At 71.8% G+C, this 18073-nt stretch carries 15 protein-coding genes and 1 riboswitch; of the genes, 9 read left to right on the forward strand and 6 right to left on the reverse strand.

Translation table 11 applies throughout. From position 1 onward, the window contains the following. Positions 1–411: 411 nt before the first annotated feature. From ACFU74_RS12765 to ACFU74_RS12780, 4 genes are all read left to right on the forward strand, one after another. Positions 412–1782: an Ig-like domain-containing protein gene (locus ACFU74_RS12765; RefSeq protein ID WP_380755654.1), complete on the forward strand. Its 1371-nt coding sequence runs from the start codon at positions 412–414 to the stop codon at positions 1780–1782. A gap of 234 nt (positions 1783–2016) precedes the next feature. Beyond that, the gene (locus ACFU74_RS12770) at positions 2017–3237 is read left to right on the forward strand and encodes an Ig-like domain-containing protein (protein ID WP_380755656.1); all 1221 of its coding nucleotides are present in this window, start codon (positions 2017–2019) and stop codon (positions 3235–3237) included. Between the two features lie 192 nt (positions 3238–3429). Further along, entirely contained in the window at positions 3430–4716 is a 1287-nt protein-coding gene (locus ACFU74_RS12775) for an Ig-like domain-containing protein (RefSeq protein ID WP_380755658.1), read from the forward strand. A gap of 192 nt (positions 4717–4908) precedes the next feature. Continuing rightward, the gene (locus ACFU74_RS12780; RefSeq protein ID WP_380755660.1) at positions 4909–5406 is read left to right on the forward strand and encodes an ATP-binding protein; all 498 of its coding nucleotides are present in this window, start codon (positions 4909–4911) and stop codon (positions 5404–5406) included. 356 nt (positions 5407–5762) lie between these two features. Here the strand turns inward: ACFU74_RS12780 and ACFU74_RS12785 are convergent, their stop codons facing one another. After that, on the reverse strand, positions 5763–6320 hold the full coding sequence (locus ACFU74_RS12785; RefSeq protein WP_380755662.1) for a DUF4240 domain-containing protein: 558 nt from the start codon (positions 6318–6320) through the stop codon (positions 5763–5765). A gap of 121 nt (positions 6321–6441) precedes the next feature. Between ACFU74_RS12785 and ACFU74_RS12790 the strand changes: the two genes are divergently transcribed. Beyond that, positions 6442–7047: a VOC family protein gene (locus ACFU74_RS12790; RefSeq protein WP_380755664.1), complete on the forward strand. Its 606-nt coding sequence runs from the start codon at positions 6442–6444 to the stop codon at positions 7045–7047. 1 nt (position 7048) lies between these two features. Here ACFU74_RS12790 and ACFU74_RS12795 read toward each other — a convergent pair whose 3' ends face one another. From ACFU74_RS12795 to gcvT, 5 genes are all read right to left on the reverse strand, one after another. Continuing rightward, complete coding sequence (locus ACFU74_RS12795; RefSeq protein ID WP_380755666.1) at positions 7049–7627, reverse strand: CAP family protein; 579 nt, start codon at positions 7625–7627, stop codon at positions 7049–7051. Positions 7628–7799: 172 nt separating this feature from the next. Next, on the reverse strand, positions 7800–9167 hold the full coding sequence (locus ACFU74_RS12800) for an L-serine ammonia-lyase (protein WP_380755668.1): 1368 nt from the start codon (positions 9165–9167) through the stop codon (positions 7800–7802). Positions 9168–9346: 179 nt separating this feature from the next. Continuing rightward, positions 9347–10615 (reverse strand): serine hydroxymethyltransferase, encoded by a 1269-nt coding sequence (gene glyA, locus ACFU74_RS12805; RefSeq protein ID WP_380755670.1) that lies wholly within the window; start codon positions 10613–10615, stop codon positions 9347–9349. A gap of 80 nt (positions 10616–10695) precedes the next feature. Further along, positions 10696–11079 carry a glycine cleavage system protein GcvH gene (gene gcvH / locus ACFU74_RS12810; RefSeq protein WP_380755672.1) on the reverse strand — a complete coding sequence of 128 codons (384 nt, stop codon included), beginning with the start codon at positions 11077–11079 and terminating at the stop codon, positions 10696–10698. Between the two features lie 86 nt (positions 11080–11165). Next, entirely contained in the window at positions 11166–12287 is a 1122-nt protein-coding gene (gene gcvT / locus ACFU74_RS12815; RefSeq protein ID WP_380755674.1) for a glycine cleavage system aminomethyltransferase GcvT, read from the reverse strand. A gap of 220 nt (positions 12288–12507) precedes the next feature. After that, positions 12508–12614: riboswitch (glycine riboswitch) on the reverse strand. Positions 12615–12791: 177 nt separating this feature from the next. On the opposite strand from gcvT, the gene ACFU74_RS12820 reads away from it, so the two are divergent. The 4 genes from ACFU74_RS12820 to ACFU74_RS12835 all read left to right on the forward strand — a co-directional run bounded on the left by ACFU74_RS12820 (position 12792) and on the right by ACFU74_RS12835 (position 18005). Then, positions 12792–13586: an enhanced serine sensitivity protein SseB gene (locus ACFU74_RS12820; RefSeq protein ID WP_380755675.1), complete on the forward strand. Its 795-nt coding sequence runs from the start codon at positions 12792–12794 to the stop codon at positions 13584–13586. Between the two features lie 175 nt (positions 13587–13761). Continuing rightward, a complete protein-coding gene (locus ACFU74_RS12825; protein ID WP_380755677.1) occupies positions 13762–14706 on the forward strand; it encodes an enhanced serine sensitivity protein SseB C-terminal domain-containing protein in 945 nt (314 codons plus the stop codon). 477 nt (positions 14707–15183) lie between these two features. Further along, complete coding sequence (locus ACFU74_RS12830) at positions 15184–16173, forward strand: ABC transporter permease (RefSeq protein WP_380755678.1); 990 nt, start codon at positions 15184–15186, stop codon at positions 16171–16173. 56 nt (positions 16174–16229) lie between these two features. Then, positions 16230–18005: an ABC transporter substrate-binding protein gene (locus ACFU74_RS12835; protein ID WP_380755679.1), complete on the forward strand. Its 1776-nt coding sequence runs from the start codon at positions 16230–16232 to the stop codon at positions 18003–18005. Positions 18006–18073: the final 68 nt, after the last annotated feature.

Below are 18073 nucleotides of genomic sequence, written 5' to 3' on the forward strand. Positions count from 1 at the left end.
ACCCCTCCCCCCGCCCCACCGCCCCGCCGCCCTGGGGTGGATTATGTCGACCGGTCTACTGATTCTGGGGTGTGTTGGAGTGGGAAGTCGGCGGGTCCGACTTCCCACTCCTTGCACCCGCGCGTGCCTGCGGCGGGGGGTGGACTATGTCGACCGGTCTACTGATTCCTGGGGGTGCTGGAGCAGGAAGTCGGCGGGTCCGACTTCCCACTCCGCTACGCCCGCGTGCCCGCCGCCCTCGGGATGGAATATGCCGACCGGTCTACAGAATCTGGTGGGCGCTGGAGCAGGAAGTCGGCGGGGCCGACTTCCTGCTCCGTGGGGGTGGGAGTCGGTCGGTCGGGGCGGCGTGTCCACGGGGGGATCGGCCTCGTTGTGGGGGTGTTGGACGGCGAGGGTGGGAGGCCCCGGATGTGGGTACGGCGGCTGGCGGCGCTGGGCTGCTGCCTGGCGGTGCTGGCCGGGTGCGCCGGCGGCGGAGGTGTGCCGGAGGGCGTGAACGGGGACGCCGCCCCGACCAGCGGGCCGGCCGGGCCGCCGCCGGCGTCCAAGGCGACGATCACCGCCGTGCCCGCCGACGACACCCAGAACCTGCCGCCCGAGGGCCCGGTCCGGGTGGCGGTCGCCCAGGGCCGGCTGGTCTCCGTCCGGCTCGCCGACACCCGGGGCGCCGAGGTCCCCGGCACGCTCTCCCCGGACGGCACCGGCTGGGCGCCGGACGGCCCGCTGCCGCTGGCCACCGCGTTCACCCTGGACGCCGTCGCCGAGGACGACCAGGGCCTGCGGGCGGTCCAGCACGCCGACTTCTCCACGATGGCCCCCTCCCACACCTTCGTCGCCTTCTTCACCCCCGAGGACGGCTCCACGGTCGGCGTCGGCATGCCGGTGTCGCTGCGGTTCAGCCGTGCGATCACCGACCGCGCCGCGGTCGAGCGCGCGATCGCGGTGACCGCCGACCCGCCGGTAGAGGTGGCCGCGCACTGGTTCGGCGGCCAGCGACTGGACTTCCGCCCCCGCGACTACTGGCCGGCGGGCACCAGGGTGACGGTCGCGCTGCGGCTCAAGGACGTGCAGGGCGCGCCGGGCGAGTTCGGTACCCAGAGCAAGGACGTCCGGTTCACCGTCGGCCGGGCCCAGGTGTCCACCGTCGACCTGGACGCCCGCACACTCACCGTCCGGGCCGGGCAGGGCGGCCGGACGGTGCGCACGCTCAAGGTGTCGGGCGGGGACGACAAGCACCCGACGTACCGGGGCGTGCTCGTGGTGTCCGAGAAGTACAAGGTCACCCGGATGAACTCGCAGACCGTCGGGATGGGCGACGAGTACGACATCAAGGACGTGCCGCACGCGATGCGGCTGACCAACTCGGGCACCTTCGTGCACGGCAACTACTGGGCGAACCCGTCGGTGTTCGGCACCGCCAACACCAGCCACGGCTGCATCGGCCTGGCCGACGTCAAGGGCGGGGCGAGCGGCGAGACCCCGGCGGGCTGGCTGTTCGAGCACACCATCCCGGGGGACGTGTTCGAGGTGCGGGCCGCGACGGGGGACGTGGTGCCGTCGAACAACGGCCTGAACGGCTGGAACCTCTCCTGGGCGCAGTGGGTGGCCGGGAGCGCCCTCCGGCCCTCCCCGGCGCCGTCCCCGGGCCCGCCGGTGAGTCCGTCCGCGAGCCCGTCCGCGAGCCCGCCGGTGAGTCCGCCCGCGACCCCCTCCCCGGCGCCGTCCGCGACCCCTGCCGCGACCCCTTCCGCGAGCCCGTCCCAGACGGCCGCCCCCTGACGGTCAAGCGCGGATGATCTTCACCCGGGTTCACCGGTAACCTCCCCAGGATTCACCCGTTCGGCCCAGCTATCCTGCTTGCCGCGCCGGAAGCCCGGCGCGAATGATCGCCGGTCCGGTGCAACCCGTCGGGCGAACAGGGCGTCCATCAGGATGAACACCGGGAGGGGAGAAACCGTGAAGCCGGTTAGGGCGGCCGACGCCGCGATACGTACCACCGTCACCCGCCGTCGCGTGCGTCAGAGCGCGGTGGCGTTGGCGATGGGCGGTGTCCTGCTGCTCACCGCGGCGTGCGGCGGCGACGACGACAAGGACGCCGGCGGCGGCGACACCGCCGCGACGGCCGGCACCAACGGTGCGGGGGGCGCCGGTGACGGCGGCACGCCGACCCCGAGTGCGACCACGCCGAAGACCTCGGCCGCCGTGCTGTCCGTCGAGCCCAAGGACGGCGCCCAGGACGTCGCCCCGGACGCGCTCAAGGTCGGCGTGACCAACGGCAAGCTCACCGCGGTCGAGGTGACCGACAAGGAGGGCAAGCCGGTCGCGGGCGCCATCAGCGCGGACGGCAGCGGCTGGAAGCCCGACGCCGCGCTGGCCGTCGGCATGGCGTACAAGGTGAACGCCCAGGCCACCGACGCCGAGGGCCTGGTGGCCGCGTCCACCACCGCGTTCACCACGCTGACCCCGGCGAAGAAGGTCTCCACCAACGACAACATCGCCGACAACGGCACGTACGGCGTCGGCATGATCGTCTCGGTGGAGTTCAACAAGGAGATCAAGAACAAGGACGCGGTCGCGCAGGGCATCACCTTCGAGACCAGCAACGGCACGACGGTGAAGGGCCACTGGTTCGGCTCGAAGCGCCTGGACTTCCGCCCCGAGAAGTACTGGGAGCCCGGCACCAAGGTCACCATCAAGTACCGGCTGAAGAACGTCGAGGTCGCCCCGGGCATCTACGGCGACGTCGACAAGGACGAGCCGTTCACCATCGGCCGCTCCCAGGTCTCGGTGGCCGACTCCGCCAGCCACCAGATGACGGTGACCAGGTCCGGTGCGAGCCACACCGTGCCGGTGACCCTGGGCGACGAGAAGAACCCCTCCTGGAACGGGACCATGGTGGTCATGTCCAAGGAGAAGGTCACCCGGATGAACTCGCAGACCGTCGGCCTCGGCGGCGAGTACGACATCCCGGACGTGCCGCACGCGATGCGGCTGACCAAGTCCGGCACCTTCGTGCACGGCAACTACTGGGCGAACCCGTTCGGCAAGACCAACGCCAGCCACGGCTGCATCTCGATGCAGGACGAGAAGGGCGGCAGCGACAGCTCGGTGGCGGGCAAGTTCTTCAACGACTCGATGATCGGCGACGTCATCGTCATCAAGAACTCCAAGGAGAAGACCGTCGCCCCGGACAACGGCCTGAGCGGCTGGAACATCGGCTGGGCGAACTGGTAGGCCCCACCCGCCGGTAGGCCCGACGGCCCCGGCGCGGCGACGACCGGCCCGACCCCCTCACATGGGGGCCGGGCCGGTCGCGTTCCCCGCGCAGGTCGTTCCCCGGGCAGGTCGTGCCCCGGACGGCGCAACCTTTCCGGCGGACGGTGCGTGTATCTGACGGACGCCGGAACGCGAGGGAGGGAGCCGACGGTGAGGTCGATACGCACGGTGGTGGCCGCCGGTCTGGTCGGGGGAGCGCTGGTCCTGACCAGCGCCTGCGGCGGCGGTGGCGGCGGATCCGGGAACGGGGGCGCGAGCGCGGCCAAGGCGGAGCTCGGCGCGGGCGGGGCCGCGGGGGCCCCGTCGGCGCCGTCCGCCCCGGCCGCGTCGACGGCCCCGACCCCGGCCGCCCCCACGAGCGCGCCCCCCACGAGCGCCGCGCCCAAGGCCTCGCAGGCCGTGGTGGACATCCAGCCGAAGGCGGGCGCGGTGGACGTCGCCCCGGCCGGCGCGCTCAAGGTCGCCGTCTCCGGTGGCCGCCTGACGGCCGTCAAGGTGAGCGACAAGGCCGGCCAGGAGGTGGCCGGCACCCTCGCCGCCGACGGTTCGAGCTGGACCCCGTCCGGCCCGCTCGCGGTCGGCACCGCCTACCGGGTGAGCGCGCTGGCGGCCGATGCCGGCGGCGTGGTCGCCTCGGCGGACAGCAGCTTCACCACGCTGACGCCCGAGCGCGAGGCGGAGGCGAGCGACAACGTCGACGACGGCGCCACCTACGGCGTCGGCATGATCGTCTCGGTCGCCTTCGACCGGGACGTGCAGAACAAGGAGGCGGTGGCGAAGGGCATCACCTTCAGGACCAGCGACGGCACCGTGGTGAAGGGCCACTGGTTCGGCTCGGACCGCCTGGACTTCCGTCCCGAGAAGTACTGGACCCCGGGCACGAAGGTCACCGTCCAGTACCGGCTGAAGAACGTGGAGATCGCACCGGGCGTCTACGGGGGAGTCGACCGGGACGAGCCCTTCACTATCGGGCGATCCCGGATTTCGACGGTTGACGCCCGGACGCACCTGATGACGGTGGTCGAGGACGGCCGGAGCTCGGTCGTCGAGATCACCTCCGGCTCGCCCGAGCACCCGACCTGGAACGGCACCATGGTCGTGATGTCCAAGGAGGGGGTGGTGCGGATGCGGTCCAGCACCCTGCCCGGGATGACCGGCGAGCCCTACGACCTCCAGGTCCCGCACTCCATGCGGCTCACCGCCTCCGGCACCTATCTGCACGGCAACTACTGGAGCAACGCCTTCGGCGAGGACAACGTCAGCCACGGCTGCGTGGGCCTGAAGGACGTCAAGGGCGGCGGCCCGGGCACCTCGGCGGGCAGGTTCTACGACGGGTCGCTGGTCGGGGACGTCGTCGCCGTGCAGAACTCCGCCCGCGGCCGAGTCGCGCCGGACAACGGCCTCAGCGGCTGGAACCTCGACTGGAGCGCCTGGTGACACCAGGCCCGGTGACACCCGGCACGCCGTGACCCGGACCTGCCCGAACGCGGGTTCGGGTTGCACGCGGCATATGCCGAAACACCCGTGATCGTTTGCTCATTGTCCGTACGCGGCCGCTTGCGTTCCGCAATGATGGACCGCATGGCGGGTTGGGGCGAAACAGATCAGTCATCACTTCCGGGATCCAGCTTGGTTGCTGACGTGTCGTTGGAGCCGTTCAAGGACGCCCTCGCGGCGCTGGAACGACTCAGCTCCGACGAGCTGGAGCAGTTGTACGTCGGGAGATTGTGCGACCGGGACACGCCGCGCGAGGTGCGGCTGCCGTCCCGGCCGGCGACCGGCCCGTTGGCGCGCCGGCTGGTGCTCACGGCCCTGGAGGCCTGGGACCTCCACCAGCACCTGGAGGTCGGCGAGTTACTCACCAGCGAACTCGTCGCCAACGCGGTGCGGCACGCCGCCGGCCGGACGATCGGACTGCACGTGGTGCGCAAGCCGGGCTGGGTCCGGGTGGAGGTGCGGGACTCCTCGCGGGCGCTGCCGTGCATGATCCTGGCCGAGCCGGTGCCCGCCAACGAACGCGGGCGCGGGCTCCAGGTGGTCGACGACCTGGCCGACCGCTGGGGCGCCGACTTGTTGCCCCGCGGCAAGGGCGTGTGGTTCGAGCTGAAGGTCCGCGAGCGGGTCTGAGCGCACGGGGCGGCCGTCCGGCCGGGAAAACACGCGGGGCCCCCGACATCACCGTGGTCCGGTGGCTGGGGGCCCCTGCAAGTCATCGCGCCGGCCAAGGGGGTGCGTGCCGCGCGATGGGCGTCGGCCGTGCCAGGTCGGGCCAGCCGAAGTCATCTGCCCACGGCGGTGCGCGCGTCAGGTTGGTGACGTCCGCCGTTGGACGCTTCGACTATCGCATGGATCTCAGCATGTGGGCAAACCGGATGGCTTCGATTTCAAGGTTTGTAACCTAGTTCACCTTGGGAATTTGCATAGGTTCACGCCGTGGCCTGAGATTATTCATGATCGGCACTATTGGCGGCGTCGCAGGAGCATCACAGGAACAGCGCGGCCAGGCCCGGGAGCCTGCGCCGCATCTCCTCGTCGTCGTCGAAGTCGAAGTCCTCGCCCACGGGCTCGTGCGAGGCGGGGCGGTGGGGATCCGCGAGCAGTTCGTGCCACTCCTCCTCGTCGCCGTGCACGGCCTCGAACGCCTTCGCCGCCGCGTAGTTGGTGTCCTCGTCGAAGATCTCCTCCAACTCCTCCGGTTCCCCCGGAAACCCGGCGAGGCTGTCGGGCGCGGCGAGGACGCGCCCGTACCGGTCCCGGCCGAGGGCGATCACCCCGGTGCGGAAGTCGATGAACGAGTCGTCCGAGCAGCCGCCGCCGATGAGGTACCCGGCGGCCCACACGTCCCAGCGGTACAGCGCGTCGTGCAGCGCCGTGAACCGGCGCTCGAACGCGACGACCTCGTCCCGGGTCCGCCCGGTCAGCAGTTCGGTCAGGCGGTCGGCGAACGTCGGCTCCGACGCGGCCCGGGTGCCGGCGTCCGCGATCAGCGCCCAGAACGCGTCGAGCGGCAGCAGGTCGGGCGAGGGGGATTCCGTGGTCATGGGCCACACCTTCGCAGACGGGTCCGACAGAGGGCGCTTGACCTGAAGCCGGCTTCAATTCCCACGGTGTTCCCCGGGCCGCCGGTGGACGACCGGTGGCACCTGTGGAGGGGGCGACGCCATGACCGGTGCCGACGACGGCTTCGTTCCCGAGCGCTACCGGTACGCGGCCGTTCCGCACGTCATGGTCGGTGATGCCGCCGGCGCGATCGACTTCCACGTGCGGGCCTTCGGGGCGCGCGAGGACGTCCGGATCGAGGCACCCGGGGGCGGGGTGCTGCACGCGGAGATCGGCATCGGGCGGTCCGTCCTGATGCCGGGGGACGTCGCGGACGGCGCGCCGTTCACCGCCCCGACCGTGCTCGGCGGCACGAGCGTCGCCCTGCGCGTCCACGTGCCGGACGCGGACGCGCTCGCCGAGCGCGCCGCGGCCGCCGGCGCGGAGGTGTTCCAGCCGCCGGCCACCACGGCGCCGTACGGCTCCGGGACCTCGGCCCCTCCTCCCCGTCGGCTCGCCCTTCCCCAGGGCCGGGGACGGTGTGCTCGACCTCGCGTTCCCGGCGGACCCGGCGGTGCTGAACGCCGCCGGATCGCATGCGCCGCCGCAGCGGACCGGGGGCGCGCCGGACGCCGCCGCGGCGGACGTGTGCCGTCGGGCGGGGGCGGGCTGGACCGCGGGCAGTGGGGTGTCCGCCTGCCCGGTGTGCCGTACCGGGGGAGCTGCTGACTCAGGCGCGCGGGGGGAGGACGTTCTCCGGGAACTGGCCGATGACGTTGCCCGGCGGGCCGTAGTTGCAGACGACGTACGTCTCGTACCAGGTGCTGCCGCGGCCGAAGGCGCGGGCGCAGCCCAGGCGGGTGGAGGACTTCCAGACCACCTGGGTGAACAGGCCGGTGGAGTTGGCGAAGCCGGGCTGCTGGTAGTCGTAGTTCCGGTGCTGCCCGTACCAGCTGTCCACGGCCTGGCGGCAGCCGGCCCGGACGTCGGCGCTGTTGCCGAACCAGGACTGGTTCTCGCCGTACGCGGGGTCGAGGCCGTGGTGGCCGCCGGAGAGCCCCTCGTACGTGGAGAGCCGGGCGACCCGGGTCCTGGCGTAGTCCTGGACGGTGGGGTCCAGGGTCAGCGCCGGGACGCCGTGGCGGGCGCGGTACTCGTTGTGGGCGCGCAGGCAGTCCTCGGCGAAGGCCTCGTCGGTGGCGTCCGGCAGCGCCGCGCGCGCCGCCGCCGGCCCGGTGCCGGCCGCGCCGACGGCGGCGGCCAGCAGCAGGGTGGTGAGGGTGCGGACGCCGAAGCGGGTGCTGGTCATGCACGTTCCCCCGGGGTTCGTGTGGTGCTGTCCCGGTCACCATGGCACCCTCCGGGCCCCGGGGTGTCCGGGCCCGGAGGGGTTCACCCGCGCGGGCGAGCGTGCGGCCGGCCCGGTGCGCCGCCGGGGGAACGGGCCGGGGAACGGGCGGGGGGAGGTGCCGGGGGAGGCGTCAGCACTCGATGACGTTGACGGCGAGGCCGCCGCGCGAGGTCTCCTTGTACTTGATCTTCATGTCCGCACCGGTCTCCTTCATGGTCTTGATCGCCTTGTCGAGGGAGACGTGGTGGCGGCCGTCGCCGCGCAGGGCCATCCGGGCGGCGGTGACGGCCTTGACGGAGGCCATGCCGTTGCGCTCGATGCAGGGGATCTGGACCAGGCCGCCGACCGGGTCGCAGGTGAGGCCGAGGTTGTGCTCGATGCCGATCTCGGCGGCGTTCTCGACCTGCTCGGGGCTGCCGCCGAGGACCTCGGCGAGACCGCCGGCGGCCATCGAGCAGGCGGAGCCGACCTCGCCCTGGCAGCCGACCTCGGCGCCGGAGATGGAGGCGTTCTCCTTGAAGAGCATGCCGATCGCGCCGGCGGCGAGGAGGAAGCGGACGATGCCGTCCTCGTCGGCGCCCGGGATGAAGTTCAGGTAGTAGTGCAGGACGGCGGGGATGATGCCGGCCGCGCCGTTGGTCGGGGCGGTCACCACCCGGCGGCCGGAGGCGTTCTCCTCGTTGACCGCCATCGCGTAGAGGGTCACCCACTCCATCGCGTTGGCCGGGCCGATGCCCTCGGCGCGCAGCGCGCGGGCGGCCGCGGCGGCCCGGCGGCGCACCTTGAGGCCGCCGGGGAGTATGCCCTCGCGGGACATGCCGGCCCGGACGCACTCCTGCATGACCCGCCAGATCTCCAGCAGTCCGGCGCGGATCTCCTCCTCGGTGCGCCAGGCCTTCTCGTTCTCCAGCATCAGGCCGGAGATGGACAGGCCGGTCTCCCGGGTCAGGCGCAGCAGCTCCTCGCCGGTGCGGAAGGGGTACTTCAGCACGGTGTCGTCGGGCTTGACCCGGTCCGCGCCGATGGCGTCCTCGTCGACGACGAAGCCGCCGCCGACCGAGTAGTAGGTCTTCTCCAGCACGGTGGAGCCGTCGGCCCGGAAGGCCCACAGGGTCATGCCGTTCGCGTGGTACGGCAGCGAGCGGCGCCGGTGCAGCACCAGCTGGCTGTCCGGGTCGAAGTCGATGGCGTGGACGCCGAGCAGGTTGATCCGCTTCTCGGCGGTGATCCGCTCGACGTCGCGGTCGGCCTGGTCGACGTCGACCGTGCGCGGGGAGTGGTTCTCCAGGCCCAGCAGCACCGCCTTCGGGGTGCCGTGGCCGTGGCCGGTGGCGCCCAGCGAGCCGTAGAGCTCGGCGCGGACGGCCGTCACCTCGGTGAGCAGGCCCTCCGACTTCAGGCGGCGGGCGAACATCCGGGCGGCGCGCATCGGGCCGACGGTGTGGGAACTGGACGGACCGATGCCGATGGAGAAGAGGTCGAAGACGCTGATGGCCACGGAGGGACGTCCTTGTCTGGTCTCGTGGGTGGTGCCGGCAGGGAGGGGGAGACGGGAGGGGCGGTCGGGCGGCTGACACGGGACGGGGCACCGCGCGCACTCTCCAGTGTGCGCGGTGCCCCGGAATCCCCGGTGTCCGGGCGGAGTGAGCCCGGTCACCAGACGCCGAACGACAGGTCCTACAGGTTCGGGTAGAGCGGGTACTTCTCGGCCAGGGCGGTGACCCGGGCCTTGAGCGCCTCGGCGGTGCCCTCGTCGAAGGCGGGCTTCAGGGCCTCGGCGATGATGTCGGCGACCTCGCGGAAGTCCTCGGCCCGGAAGCCGCGGGTGGCGAGCGCCGGGGTGCCGATCCGCAGGCCGGAGGTGACCATCGGCGGGCGCGGGTCGTTCGGGATGGCGTTGCGGTTGACGGTGATGCCGACCTCGTGCAGCCGGTCCTCGGCCTGCTGGCCGTCGAGCTGGCTGTTGCGCAGGTCGACCAGGACGAGGTGGACGTCGGTGCCGCCGGACAGCACCGAGACGCCGGCCTCGGTGACGTCGGCCTGGAGCAGGCGCTCGGCGAGGATCCGGGCGCCGTCCAGGGTGCGCTGCTGGCGCTCCTTGAACTCCTCCGAGGCGGCGACCTTGAAGGCGACGGCCTTGCCGGCGATGACGTGCTCCAGCGGGCCGCCCTGCTGGCCGGGGAAGACCGCGGAGTTGATCTTCTTGGCGTGCTCGGCCTTGGAGAGGATGACGCCGCCGCGCGGGCCGCCCAGGGTCTTGTGGGTGGTGGTGGTGACCACGTCCGCGAACGGCACCGGGTTGGGGTGCAGGCCCGCGGCGACCAGGCCGGCGAAGTGGGCCATGTCGACCATCAGCAGCGCGCCGACCTCGTCGGCGATCCGGCGGAACTCGGCGAAGTCGAGCTGGCGCGGGTAGGCGGACCAGCCGGCGATGATCAGCTGCGGGCGGTGCTCCTTGGCGAGGCGCTCGACCTCCGCCATGTCGACCTGGCCGCTCTTGTCGTCCACGTGGTAGGGGGCGACGTTGTAGAGCTTGCCGGAGAAGTTGATCTTCATGCCGTGGGTCAGGTGACCGCCGTGGGCCAGGTTCAGGCCCAGGATGGTGTCGCCCGGCTTGATCAGCGCGAACATCGCGGCGGCGTTGGCCTGCGCGCCGGAGTGCGGCTGGACGTTGGCGTGCTCGGCGCCGAACAGGGCCTTGATCCGGTCGATGGCGATCTGCTCGACCACGTCGACGTGCTCGCACCCGCCGTAGTAGCGGCGGCCGGGGTAGCCCTCGGCGTACTTGTTGGTCAGGACCGAGCCCTGGGCCTCCATGACCGCCACCGGGGCGAAGTTCTCGGAGGCGATCATCTCCAGGGTGGTCTGCTGGCGGTGCAGCTCGGCGTCGACCGCGGCGGCGATCTCCGGGTCGAGGGCGTGCAGGGACTGGTTCAGAACCGTCATGGTGGAGTCTTCCCGGGAGGAGAGGGGGAGGAGCCGCGGCGGCGGGGCGGCCGCGCTGCGGCGGCCGCCCCGGCGGTGGCTCAGGCCGAGGGGTTGGTGAGCGCGGTGTACTCGTCGGCGCTCAGGAGCGGGCCGGTCGACTCGACGCGGACCTTGAACAGCCAGCCACCCTCGAACGGCTCGCCGTTGACCAGGCTGTTGTCGTTCTTGACGTCCTCGTTGACCTCGGTGACCTCACCGGTCACCGGCGAGAACAGGTCGCTGACCGACTTGGTCGACTCCAGCTCGCCGCAGGTCTCGCCGGCGGTCACGGTGGTGCCGACCTCGGGGAGCTCCACGTAGACGATGTCACCGAGGGCGTCGGCGGCGTGCTGGGTGATGCCGATCGTGGACACACCGTCGGCGTCGGCGGCGGTCAGCCACTCGTGCTCCTCGGTGTACTGCAGGTGCTGGGGGTTGCTCATGGCGTCATTCTCCAGGATGGGAAGCGGGTACGACGAAGCGGCCCGGCGCGCGGACGTTCCTCGCGGGGAAATCAGGTGGGGGAGGGTCAGCGGGCGCGCTTGTAGAACGGCAGCGCCACGACCTGGACCGGCTCGTGCTTGCCGCGCACGTCCACCGCGACGGTGGAGCCGGGGGTGGCGTGGGCCGCGTCCACGTAGGCCATCGCGATCGGCTTCTCCAGGGTGGGGGAGGGCGCGCCGGAGGTGATCCGGCCGATCGCCTCGCCGTCGGCGGAGACCACGGTGTACTCGGCGCGCGGCACCCGCTTGCCCTCGGAAACCAGGCCGACCAGCACCCGCGGCGGGTTGGCCTCGGCCTCGGCGGCGGCCCGCTCCAGGGCCTTGCGGCCGACGAAGGCGCCCTCGTTGGTGGTCTTGTCGAAGCGCACGACCCGGCCCAGGCCCGCGTCGAACGGGGTCAGGTCGGTGGACAGCTCGTGGCCGTACAGCGGCATGCCGGCCTCCAGGCGCAGCGTGTCGCGGCAGGACAGGCCGCAGGGGACCAGGCCGCGGTCGGCGCCGGCCTCGGTCAGCGCCTGCCAGATCTGCTCGGCGTCGCCCGGGTTGCAGAAGATCTCGAAGCCGTCCTCGCCGGTGTAGCCGGTGCGGGCGAGCAGCACGTCGCGGCCGGCCACCTGGGCCGGGAGGATCGCGTAGTACTTCAGGCCGGGCAGGTCGGCCCCGGTGGTGCCGGCCAGGATCGCGGTGGACTCCGGGCCCTGGACGGCGATCAGCGCGTAGGCGTCGCGGTCGTCGGAGACCACCGCGTTGTAGCCCTTGGCCCGGGCGATCAGCTCGTCCAGCACCAGCTGGGCGTTGGAGGCGTTGGCGACGACCAGGAAGGCGTCCTCGCGCAGGCGGTAGACGATCAGGTCGTCCAGGATGCCGCCGTCCTCGGCGCAGATCATGGTGTAGCGGGCGCGCAGCTCGCCGAGCGCGGAGACGAAGCCGACCAGGGCGTGGTCCAGCATCTCGCCGGCCTGCGGGCCGGTGATGGTGATCTCGCCCATGTGGGAGAGGTCGAACAGACCCGCCTTGGTGCGGACGGCGAGGTGCTCCTCGCGCTCGCTGCCGTAGCGCAGCGGCATGTCCCAGCCGGCGAAGTCGGTCATGGTGGCGCCGAGGGCGCGGTGCAGCGCGTCGAGCGCGGTGAGGCGGAGGGACGACATGGCCAGGAACTCCTCGGTCGGGGCACTCAGGGGTGCGCGCGCCGGGACCGGCCCTGCTTCGGGGGCGGCGGACCCTGCACGCGGGCATGCGGCGGCGTGGGTCTCCCCATCTGTCGTCGAACCTGAGAGCTTCACCGTCCACTGCCCTGCAAGGGACAGCATGGCGGCTTGCACCGTGGGTGGGCGGACGGCAGGGCCGTGCGCCGCTTTCCAGATGTGCCTAACCCGTGCGGTAGGGGTGCCTGAGAGATTCCGGGGAGGACTTGCTCCTTCGGCGCCGGCTGTGCCGCCTGACGGGGGCACTCCGGACTCTCCCGCGCGGGTTCGAGCGGCCGGTATGGAGTTGGAGGGGCCTGGGTGGATGCCACCGCAGACGCGCACATCATGGCACGTCCGCACGGATGAGGGGAGGGGGACTCCCTCACGTCCGGCCTGGCAGCCCGGCGCGGGGGGCCGAAACGCTAGGCTGCGGGCATCGGAGAGCAGAGGACGGTACGGCGGCGGATGGGGTACCCGGTGGAGCAGCAGGGGTGGGGCGGGCCGGAGTCGGCGCCGCCGGGCGGCGCGTGGCCGGCCAACGAGCTGGAGCAGGTGCTCACCGCCGCGCTCGGCGACCCGGGTGCCACCCCCCGGGTGATCGAGGTGCTGGCGCGCAGCCAGGTGTGGATCCCGCTGCCGTCGGGCGGCGACCCGCAGGGGGGATCGCTGGACCTGCCGATGATCGAACTGGCCGGCGACCCCTATGTCCCGGTGTTCTCCTCCCAGGAGGTGTTCCTCCAGCAGGCGCCGGGGATGGCCTTCGCGGTCGCCCCGGTGTGGGAGTTCGCCCGCGGCCTGCCGCTGGGCGTGGGCATCGCGGTCAACCCCGAGGCGGCGGTGGGCATCCCGGTGCCGCCGGAGGGCGTGGCGGAGCTGCGCCGCGGACCGCGCGAGGACCGCTGGGACGGCGACCCGGACGCGCCGCAGGGCGGCCGGGTGGCGCTGCGCGAGCCGGTGCCGGGGGAGGACCCGGAGGCGTTCCTGGCCGCCTGCCGCGGCGAACTCGCGGCGCTGCCGGGGGTACTGACCGCGCGGCGCGCGCTGGCGAGCGTCGAGGGCGAGCCGACCGTGATGTTCGTGGGCGTCCAGCTGGATCCGCTGGCCCCGGCCGACCCGGTTGCGGTGAACGGGGCATTGGGGCGGGCGCTGGGAACCGCGCCGCTGCCCGGCGGCGTCCACCTCGTACTGCTCGACCTCGCGGACGATCCGGTGGTCGACTGGTTGGTGAACCGGGTCGCGCCGTTCTACGTGCGGGGCTGATCCGGCCTCCCGCCGTCCCTCCGGCATCCGCCGGACGGGGTGCGGGCGGGGTGGCGGTGCGAACCCTGGCACGTCGGCGTGGCGGCGGTCGGCGGCCGCCCCATAGGGTTCGTGCTGACGGCCGCCGGGCCGCCGGTGACGGACGAGGAACGAAGAAGCGCAGCGAGGTGGGCGCATGAGTGCGGGATCGGTAGCTGGCGGTGCACCGGGGCCCTGGGGCCAGGCGCCCACCGGACGCCCGGATCCGGGCGCGCTGGAGCGCGCGCTGCGCGAGGTGGCGCCGGAGCGGTACGAGGCCTACGAGACGATGCTGCACGCGCTCGCCGAGGGCCGGGTCTGGATGCTGCTCTGGCACGGCACGCCGGGCAGTGCGGACGCCCAGTACGGGAACATGGAGATCAGCGGTCACGGGTACGCGCCGGCCGTCACCTCGCCCGAGCAGTTGGCGGCGTCCGGCTGGGCGCGGGCGCACGAGGTGATCTCCGGGCGGGAGATCGCGGCCTCGCTGTACCGGACCCGGTGGGGGCTCTGGCTGAACCCGCACGCCCCGGGCGGCGGGGTGGGCGTGCCGTGGGCGGACCTGCGGCGGGTCGCCGCCGGGCTGGACCGGCTGCCGGCCGGGCCGCTGAAGCTGAGCGAGCCCCAGGTGCCGGCGCAGCAGTTCTTCGCGCTGCTGGAGCGGCAGGCGGTCGAGGTGCGCGCGGTGAAGGCGCTGCGCCGGGCCTGGGTGCGTCCGTCGGTGGGCGAACCGTACCTGGCCATCGGCCTCGACCTGTACGAGAGTTCGCCGCCCACGGTGGAGGCCGTGCGGGCGCTGATGCAGCGGGCGATCGCGGTCGCGCCGGAGGGGCTCGCGGTCTCGACGGTGGCGATGGCGGACGAGTACGACCCGGTGGCGCTGTGGATGCGGGCCAACGCACGCCCGTTCTACGACCGGGAGGCCTCCGGGCACGGACGGCCGCAGACGGGTCCGTACCCGCCGGTGCCCCCGCCGCCGTACGCCTCGCAGCAGGGGCCGGCCCAGGGCCAGGGCTTCGGCTACGGCACGCATCCGCCGTCCCAGGGCTGGCCGGGGCAGCAGCCGCCGCAGCAGCCGTGGCCCGGCTACCCCGGTCGCTGACCGGGCGGACGCGCCGAACATTCTTCCACCGGAACCGGCTTGACAACATGTCAGGCCGGTTTCGGTGTTTTTCCGGACGATCTCGCCGAAGTGGCAGGCGGCCATCTTGACATGGCTGTTACAGCTATGTGAAGAGGGATATGCCGAAGATCGTGGAGGTGCATGCGTACAGATCACAGTTGGGCATCTGTCGGTTGTCAGGGCTGGCGCAAGCCAGTTCGGATGGCAGAGAGTTCTGCAACAGCCGCCGCGCGTGGTTGGCGCCCCACAAAGGCGAACGCGCTGACGGACCGCATGATCCACGCGAAGCCCATCCCGCGTGGCAGCAGTACTGAGCACGTCGTACCGCTGGGAAACAGTCCCGCACCTGCACCTCACGCACGTCCGCACCCAAGCACGTCCGCACCAGCCGAGCCGCCGATCCCGGCGTCCGGCACCCGTGGGCCGGCCACCGTCGGCGAGGGGACCGAACTGACCATGACCGCACCCATCAAGACCGCCGGGAAGGCGCCGGGGGCAGACGCCGCCGCGAGCCCGGCGAAGAAGATCGAGGGCCGCTCGCTCGGCCAGATCGCCTGGACCCGCTTCAAGCGGGACAAGGCCGCCGTCATCGGCGGTGTCGTGGTGATCCTGCTGATCCTGCTCGCCGTGCTGGCCAAGCCGATCGAGTCGGTCTTCGGCCTGGACCCCGACGCCCTCCACCAGGACCTGCTGGACGCCGACCTCGGCGGCCTGCCGAGGGGCGACTGGGGCGGCATGAGCTGGGACCACCCGCTCGGCATCGACCCGCTGCAGGGCCGCGACCTGCTCACCCGCGTCATCGAGGGCTCCTGGGTCTCCCTGCTGGTCGCCTTCGGCGCGACCGTGATCTCCAACGCCATCGGCGTGGTGCTCGGCATCATGGCCGGCTACTACGGCGGCTGGGTGGACACCCTGATCAGCCGGGTGATGGACGTCTTCCTCGCCTTCCCGCTGCTGCTCTTCGCCATCGCGATCTCCACCTCGCTGCAGGGCGGCGCGTTCGGCCTGCACGGCCTCCCGCTGCACATCATGGTGCTGATCTTCGTGATCGGCTTCTTCAACTGGCCCTACATCGGCCGGATCGTGCGCGGGCAGACCATCTCGCTGCGCGAGCGCGAGTTCGTCTACGCGGCCCGCAGCCTCGGCGCCCGGGGGCCGTTCATCCTGTTCAAGGAACTGCTGCCCAACCTGGTCGGTCCGATCCTGGTCTACGCGACCCTGCTGATCCCGACCAACATCCTCTTCGAGGCCGGGCTGAGCTTCCTCGGCGTCGGTATCCAGCCTCCGCAGGCCTCCTGGGGCGGGATGCTCCAGGACGCGATCCGGTACTACCAGGTGGACCCCCAGTACATGGTGGTCCCCGGTCTGGCGATCTTCATCACCGTGCTCGCCTTCAACCTGCTCGGCGACGGGCTGCGTGACGCCCTCGATCCCAAGAGCAACTGACCAAGCGTCAGGATCCCTCGTTCGGCCACCACTTCCTCAAGGGGTTGATCTCACCCATGCGTAGGTCCCGTACCGTCGCGCTGACCGCCGCTGCCGCGGCCGCGGTCCTGGTCGTCACCGGATGCTCGTCGGGCTCCAAGAGCGACGACACCAAGTCCACCGCCTCCGGCACCGAGGCCGCCGGCGGCTCCGGGGCCAACGCGGCCACCAAGGGCATCGTCAACGCCTCGGACAAGAAGGGCGGCACGGTCACCTTCGAGATGAAGGGCACCCCGGACTCGCTCGACCCGGGCAACACGTACTACGCCTACATCTACAACTTCGCGCGCCTGTACGGCCGTCCGCTCACCACCTTCGCGCCGGGCGCCGGCCCGGCCGGGGCCAAGATCGTCCCGGACCTCGCCGAGTCGCTCGGCCAGGTCAGCCCGGACGGCCTGACCTGGACGTACAAGCTGCGCAAGGGCCTGAAGTTCGACGACGGCACCCCGATCACCTCGAAGGACGTCAAGTACGCCGTCGTGCGCTCCAACTTCGCGCCGGAGGTCAACTCCAACGGCCCGACGTACTTCAAGGAGCTGCTGGTCGACAACGAGACGCCGTACGCGGGTCCGTACAAGGACAAGACCGGCGACCTGAAGTCGATCGAGACGCCCGACGACACCACGATCGTCTTCCACCTGAAGCACGCCTTCGCCGACTTCGACTACCTGGTCAGCGCCCCGCAGACGGCCCCGGTCCCGCAGGCCAAGGACACCGGCGCGGAGTACGTCAAGAAGATCGTCTCCTCCGGCTCCTTCAAGTTCGAGTCCTACGAGGACGGCAAGCAGGCCGTCCTGGTCCCGAACACCAACTGGGACCCGAGCACCGACCCGATCCGCAAGCAGCTGCCGGACAAGATCGTGCTGCGGATGAACATCGACCAGGCCACCATCGACAAGGACCTGCTGGCCGGCAACGCCCAGGTCGACCTGGTGGGTGGCGGCGTCGACCCGCAGACCCAGGCGCAGATCCTGCAGAACCCGAAGCTCAAGGCCAGCACCGACAACGCCTACGGCGGCCGCAAGGTCTACATGGCGATCAACACCCAGGTCGCGCCGTTCGACAACATCGAGTGCCGCAAGGCCGTCCAGTTCGCGGTCGACAAGGTCTCGGTGCAGACCGCGCTCGGCGGCCCGGTCCGCGGCCAGGTCGCCAACACCATGCTCCCGCCGGACATCCCGGGCCACCAGGACTTCAACCTGTGGGAGACCAAGGACAACAAGGGCGACGAGGCCAAGGCCAAGGAGGCCCTGAAGGCCTGCGGCAAGGACAGCATCAACACCGTGCTCTCCGCCCGCACCGAGCGCGCCACCGAGGTCGCCGCCGCCACCTCGATCCAGGCCGCGCTGAAGAAGGTCGGCATCAACGCCGAGATCCAGCAGTTCCCGCAGGCCAAGTACCTGGGCGACGCCGCCGGTGCCCCGGCGTTCGCCAAGGAGCACAACATCGGCCTGATGATGATGCAGTGGGGTGCCGACTGGCCGACCGGCTACGGCTTCCTGCAGCAGATCGTCGACGGCCGGGCGATCAAGCCCGCCGGCAACAGCAACCTGCCCTCGCTGAACGACCCCGCGATCAACAAGCTGCTCGACGACGCCGCGGTCAACCCGGACCAGGCGGCCCGCGAGAAGATCTACGCCGACATCGACAAGAAGGTCATGGAGCAGGCGGTCTACGTCCCGCTGACCGACTTCAAGGTCTTCCTGTACCGCCCGGAGAACGCCACCAACCTCGTGTCCACGTCGGCCTTCTCGGGTGAGTACGACTACCTGAACATCGGTACGACCAAGTAAGAGCCTGGCTCCGCATCCCTGAAGGCAGGTGAAGGCAGCGGCGCCCGCCGCCGTCCGGAGGATCCCGG

It is taken from the genome of Kitasatospora sp. NPDC057500 (assembly GCF_042802195.1).
Taxonomy (GTDB): Bacteria; Actinomycetota; Actinomycetes; order Streptomycetales; family Streptomycetaceae; genus Kitasatospora.

Coding starts and splice junctions, on each gene's coding strand:
- ACFU74_RS12765 (WP_380755654.1), top strand. CDS start 412: ATGTGGGTACGGCGGCTGGCGGCGCTGGGCTGCTGCCTGGCGGTGCTG.
- ACFU74_RS12785 (WP_380755662.1), bottom strand. CDS start 6,320: ATGACCACGGAATCCCCCTCGCCCGACCTGCTGCCGCTCGACGCGTTC.
- ACFU74_RS12790 (WP_380755664.1), top strand. CDS start 6,442: ATGACCGGTGCCGACGACGGCTTCGTTCCCGAGCGCTACCGGTACGCG.
- ACFU74_RS12795 (WP_380755666.1), bottom strand. CDS start 7,627: ATGACCAGCACCCGCTTCGGCGTCCGCACCCTCACCACCCTGCTGCTG.
- glyA (WP_380755670.1), bottom strand. CDS start 10,615: ATGACGGTTCTGAACCAGTCCCTGCACGCCCTCGACCCGGAGATCGCC.
- gcvH (WP_380755672.1), bottom strand. CDS start 11,079: ATGAGCAACCCCCAGCACCTGCAGTACACCGAGGAGCACGAGTGGCTG.
- gcvT (WP_380755674.1), bottom strand. CDS start 12,287: ATGTCGTCCCTCCGCCTCACCGCGCTCGACGCGCTGCACCGCGCCCTC.
- ACFU74_RS12820 (WP_380755675.1), top strand. CDS start 12,792: ATGGGGTACCCGGTGGAGCAGCAGGGGTGGGGCGGGCCGGAGTCGGCG.
- ACFU74_RS12825 (WP_380755677.1), top strand. CDS start 13,762: ATGAGTGCGGGATCGGTAGCTGGCGGTGCACCGGGGCCCTGGGGCCAG.
- ACFU74_RS12830 (WP_380755678.1), top strand. CDS start 15,184: ATGACCGCACCCATCAAGACCGCCGGGAAGGCGCCGGGGGCAGACGCC.
- ACFU74_RS12835 (WP_380755679.1), top strand. CDS start 16,230: ATGCGTAGGTCCCGTACCGTCGCGCTGACCGCCGCTGCCGCGGCCGCG.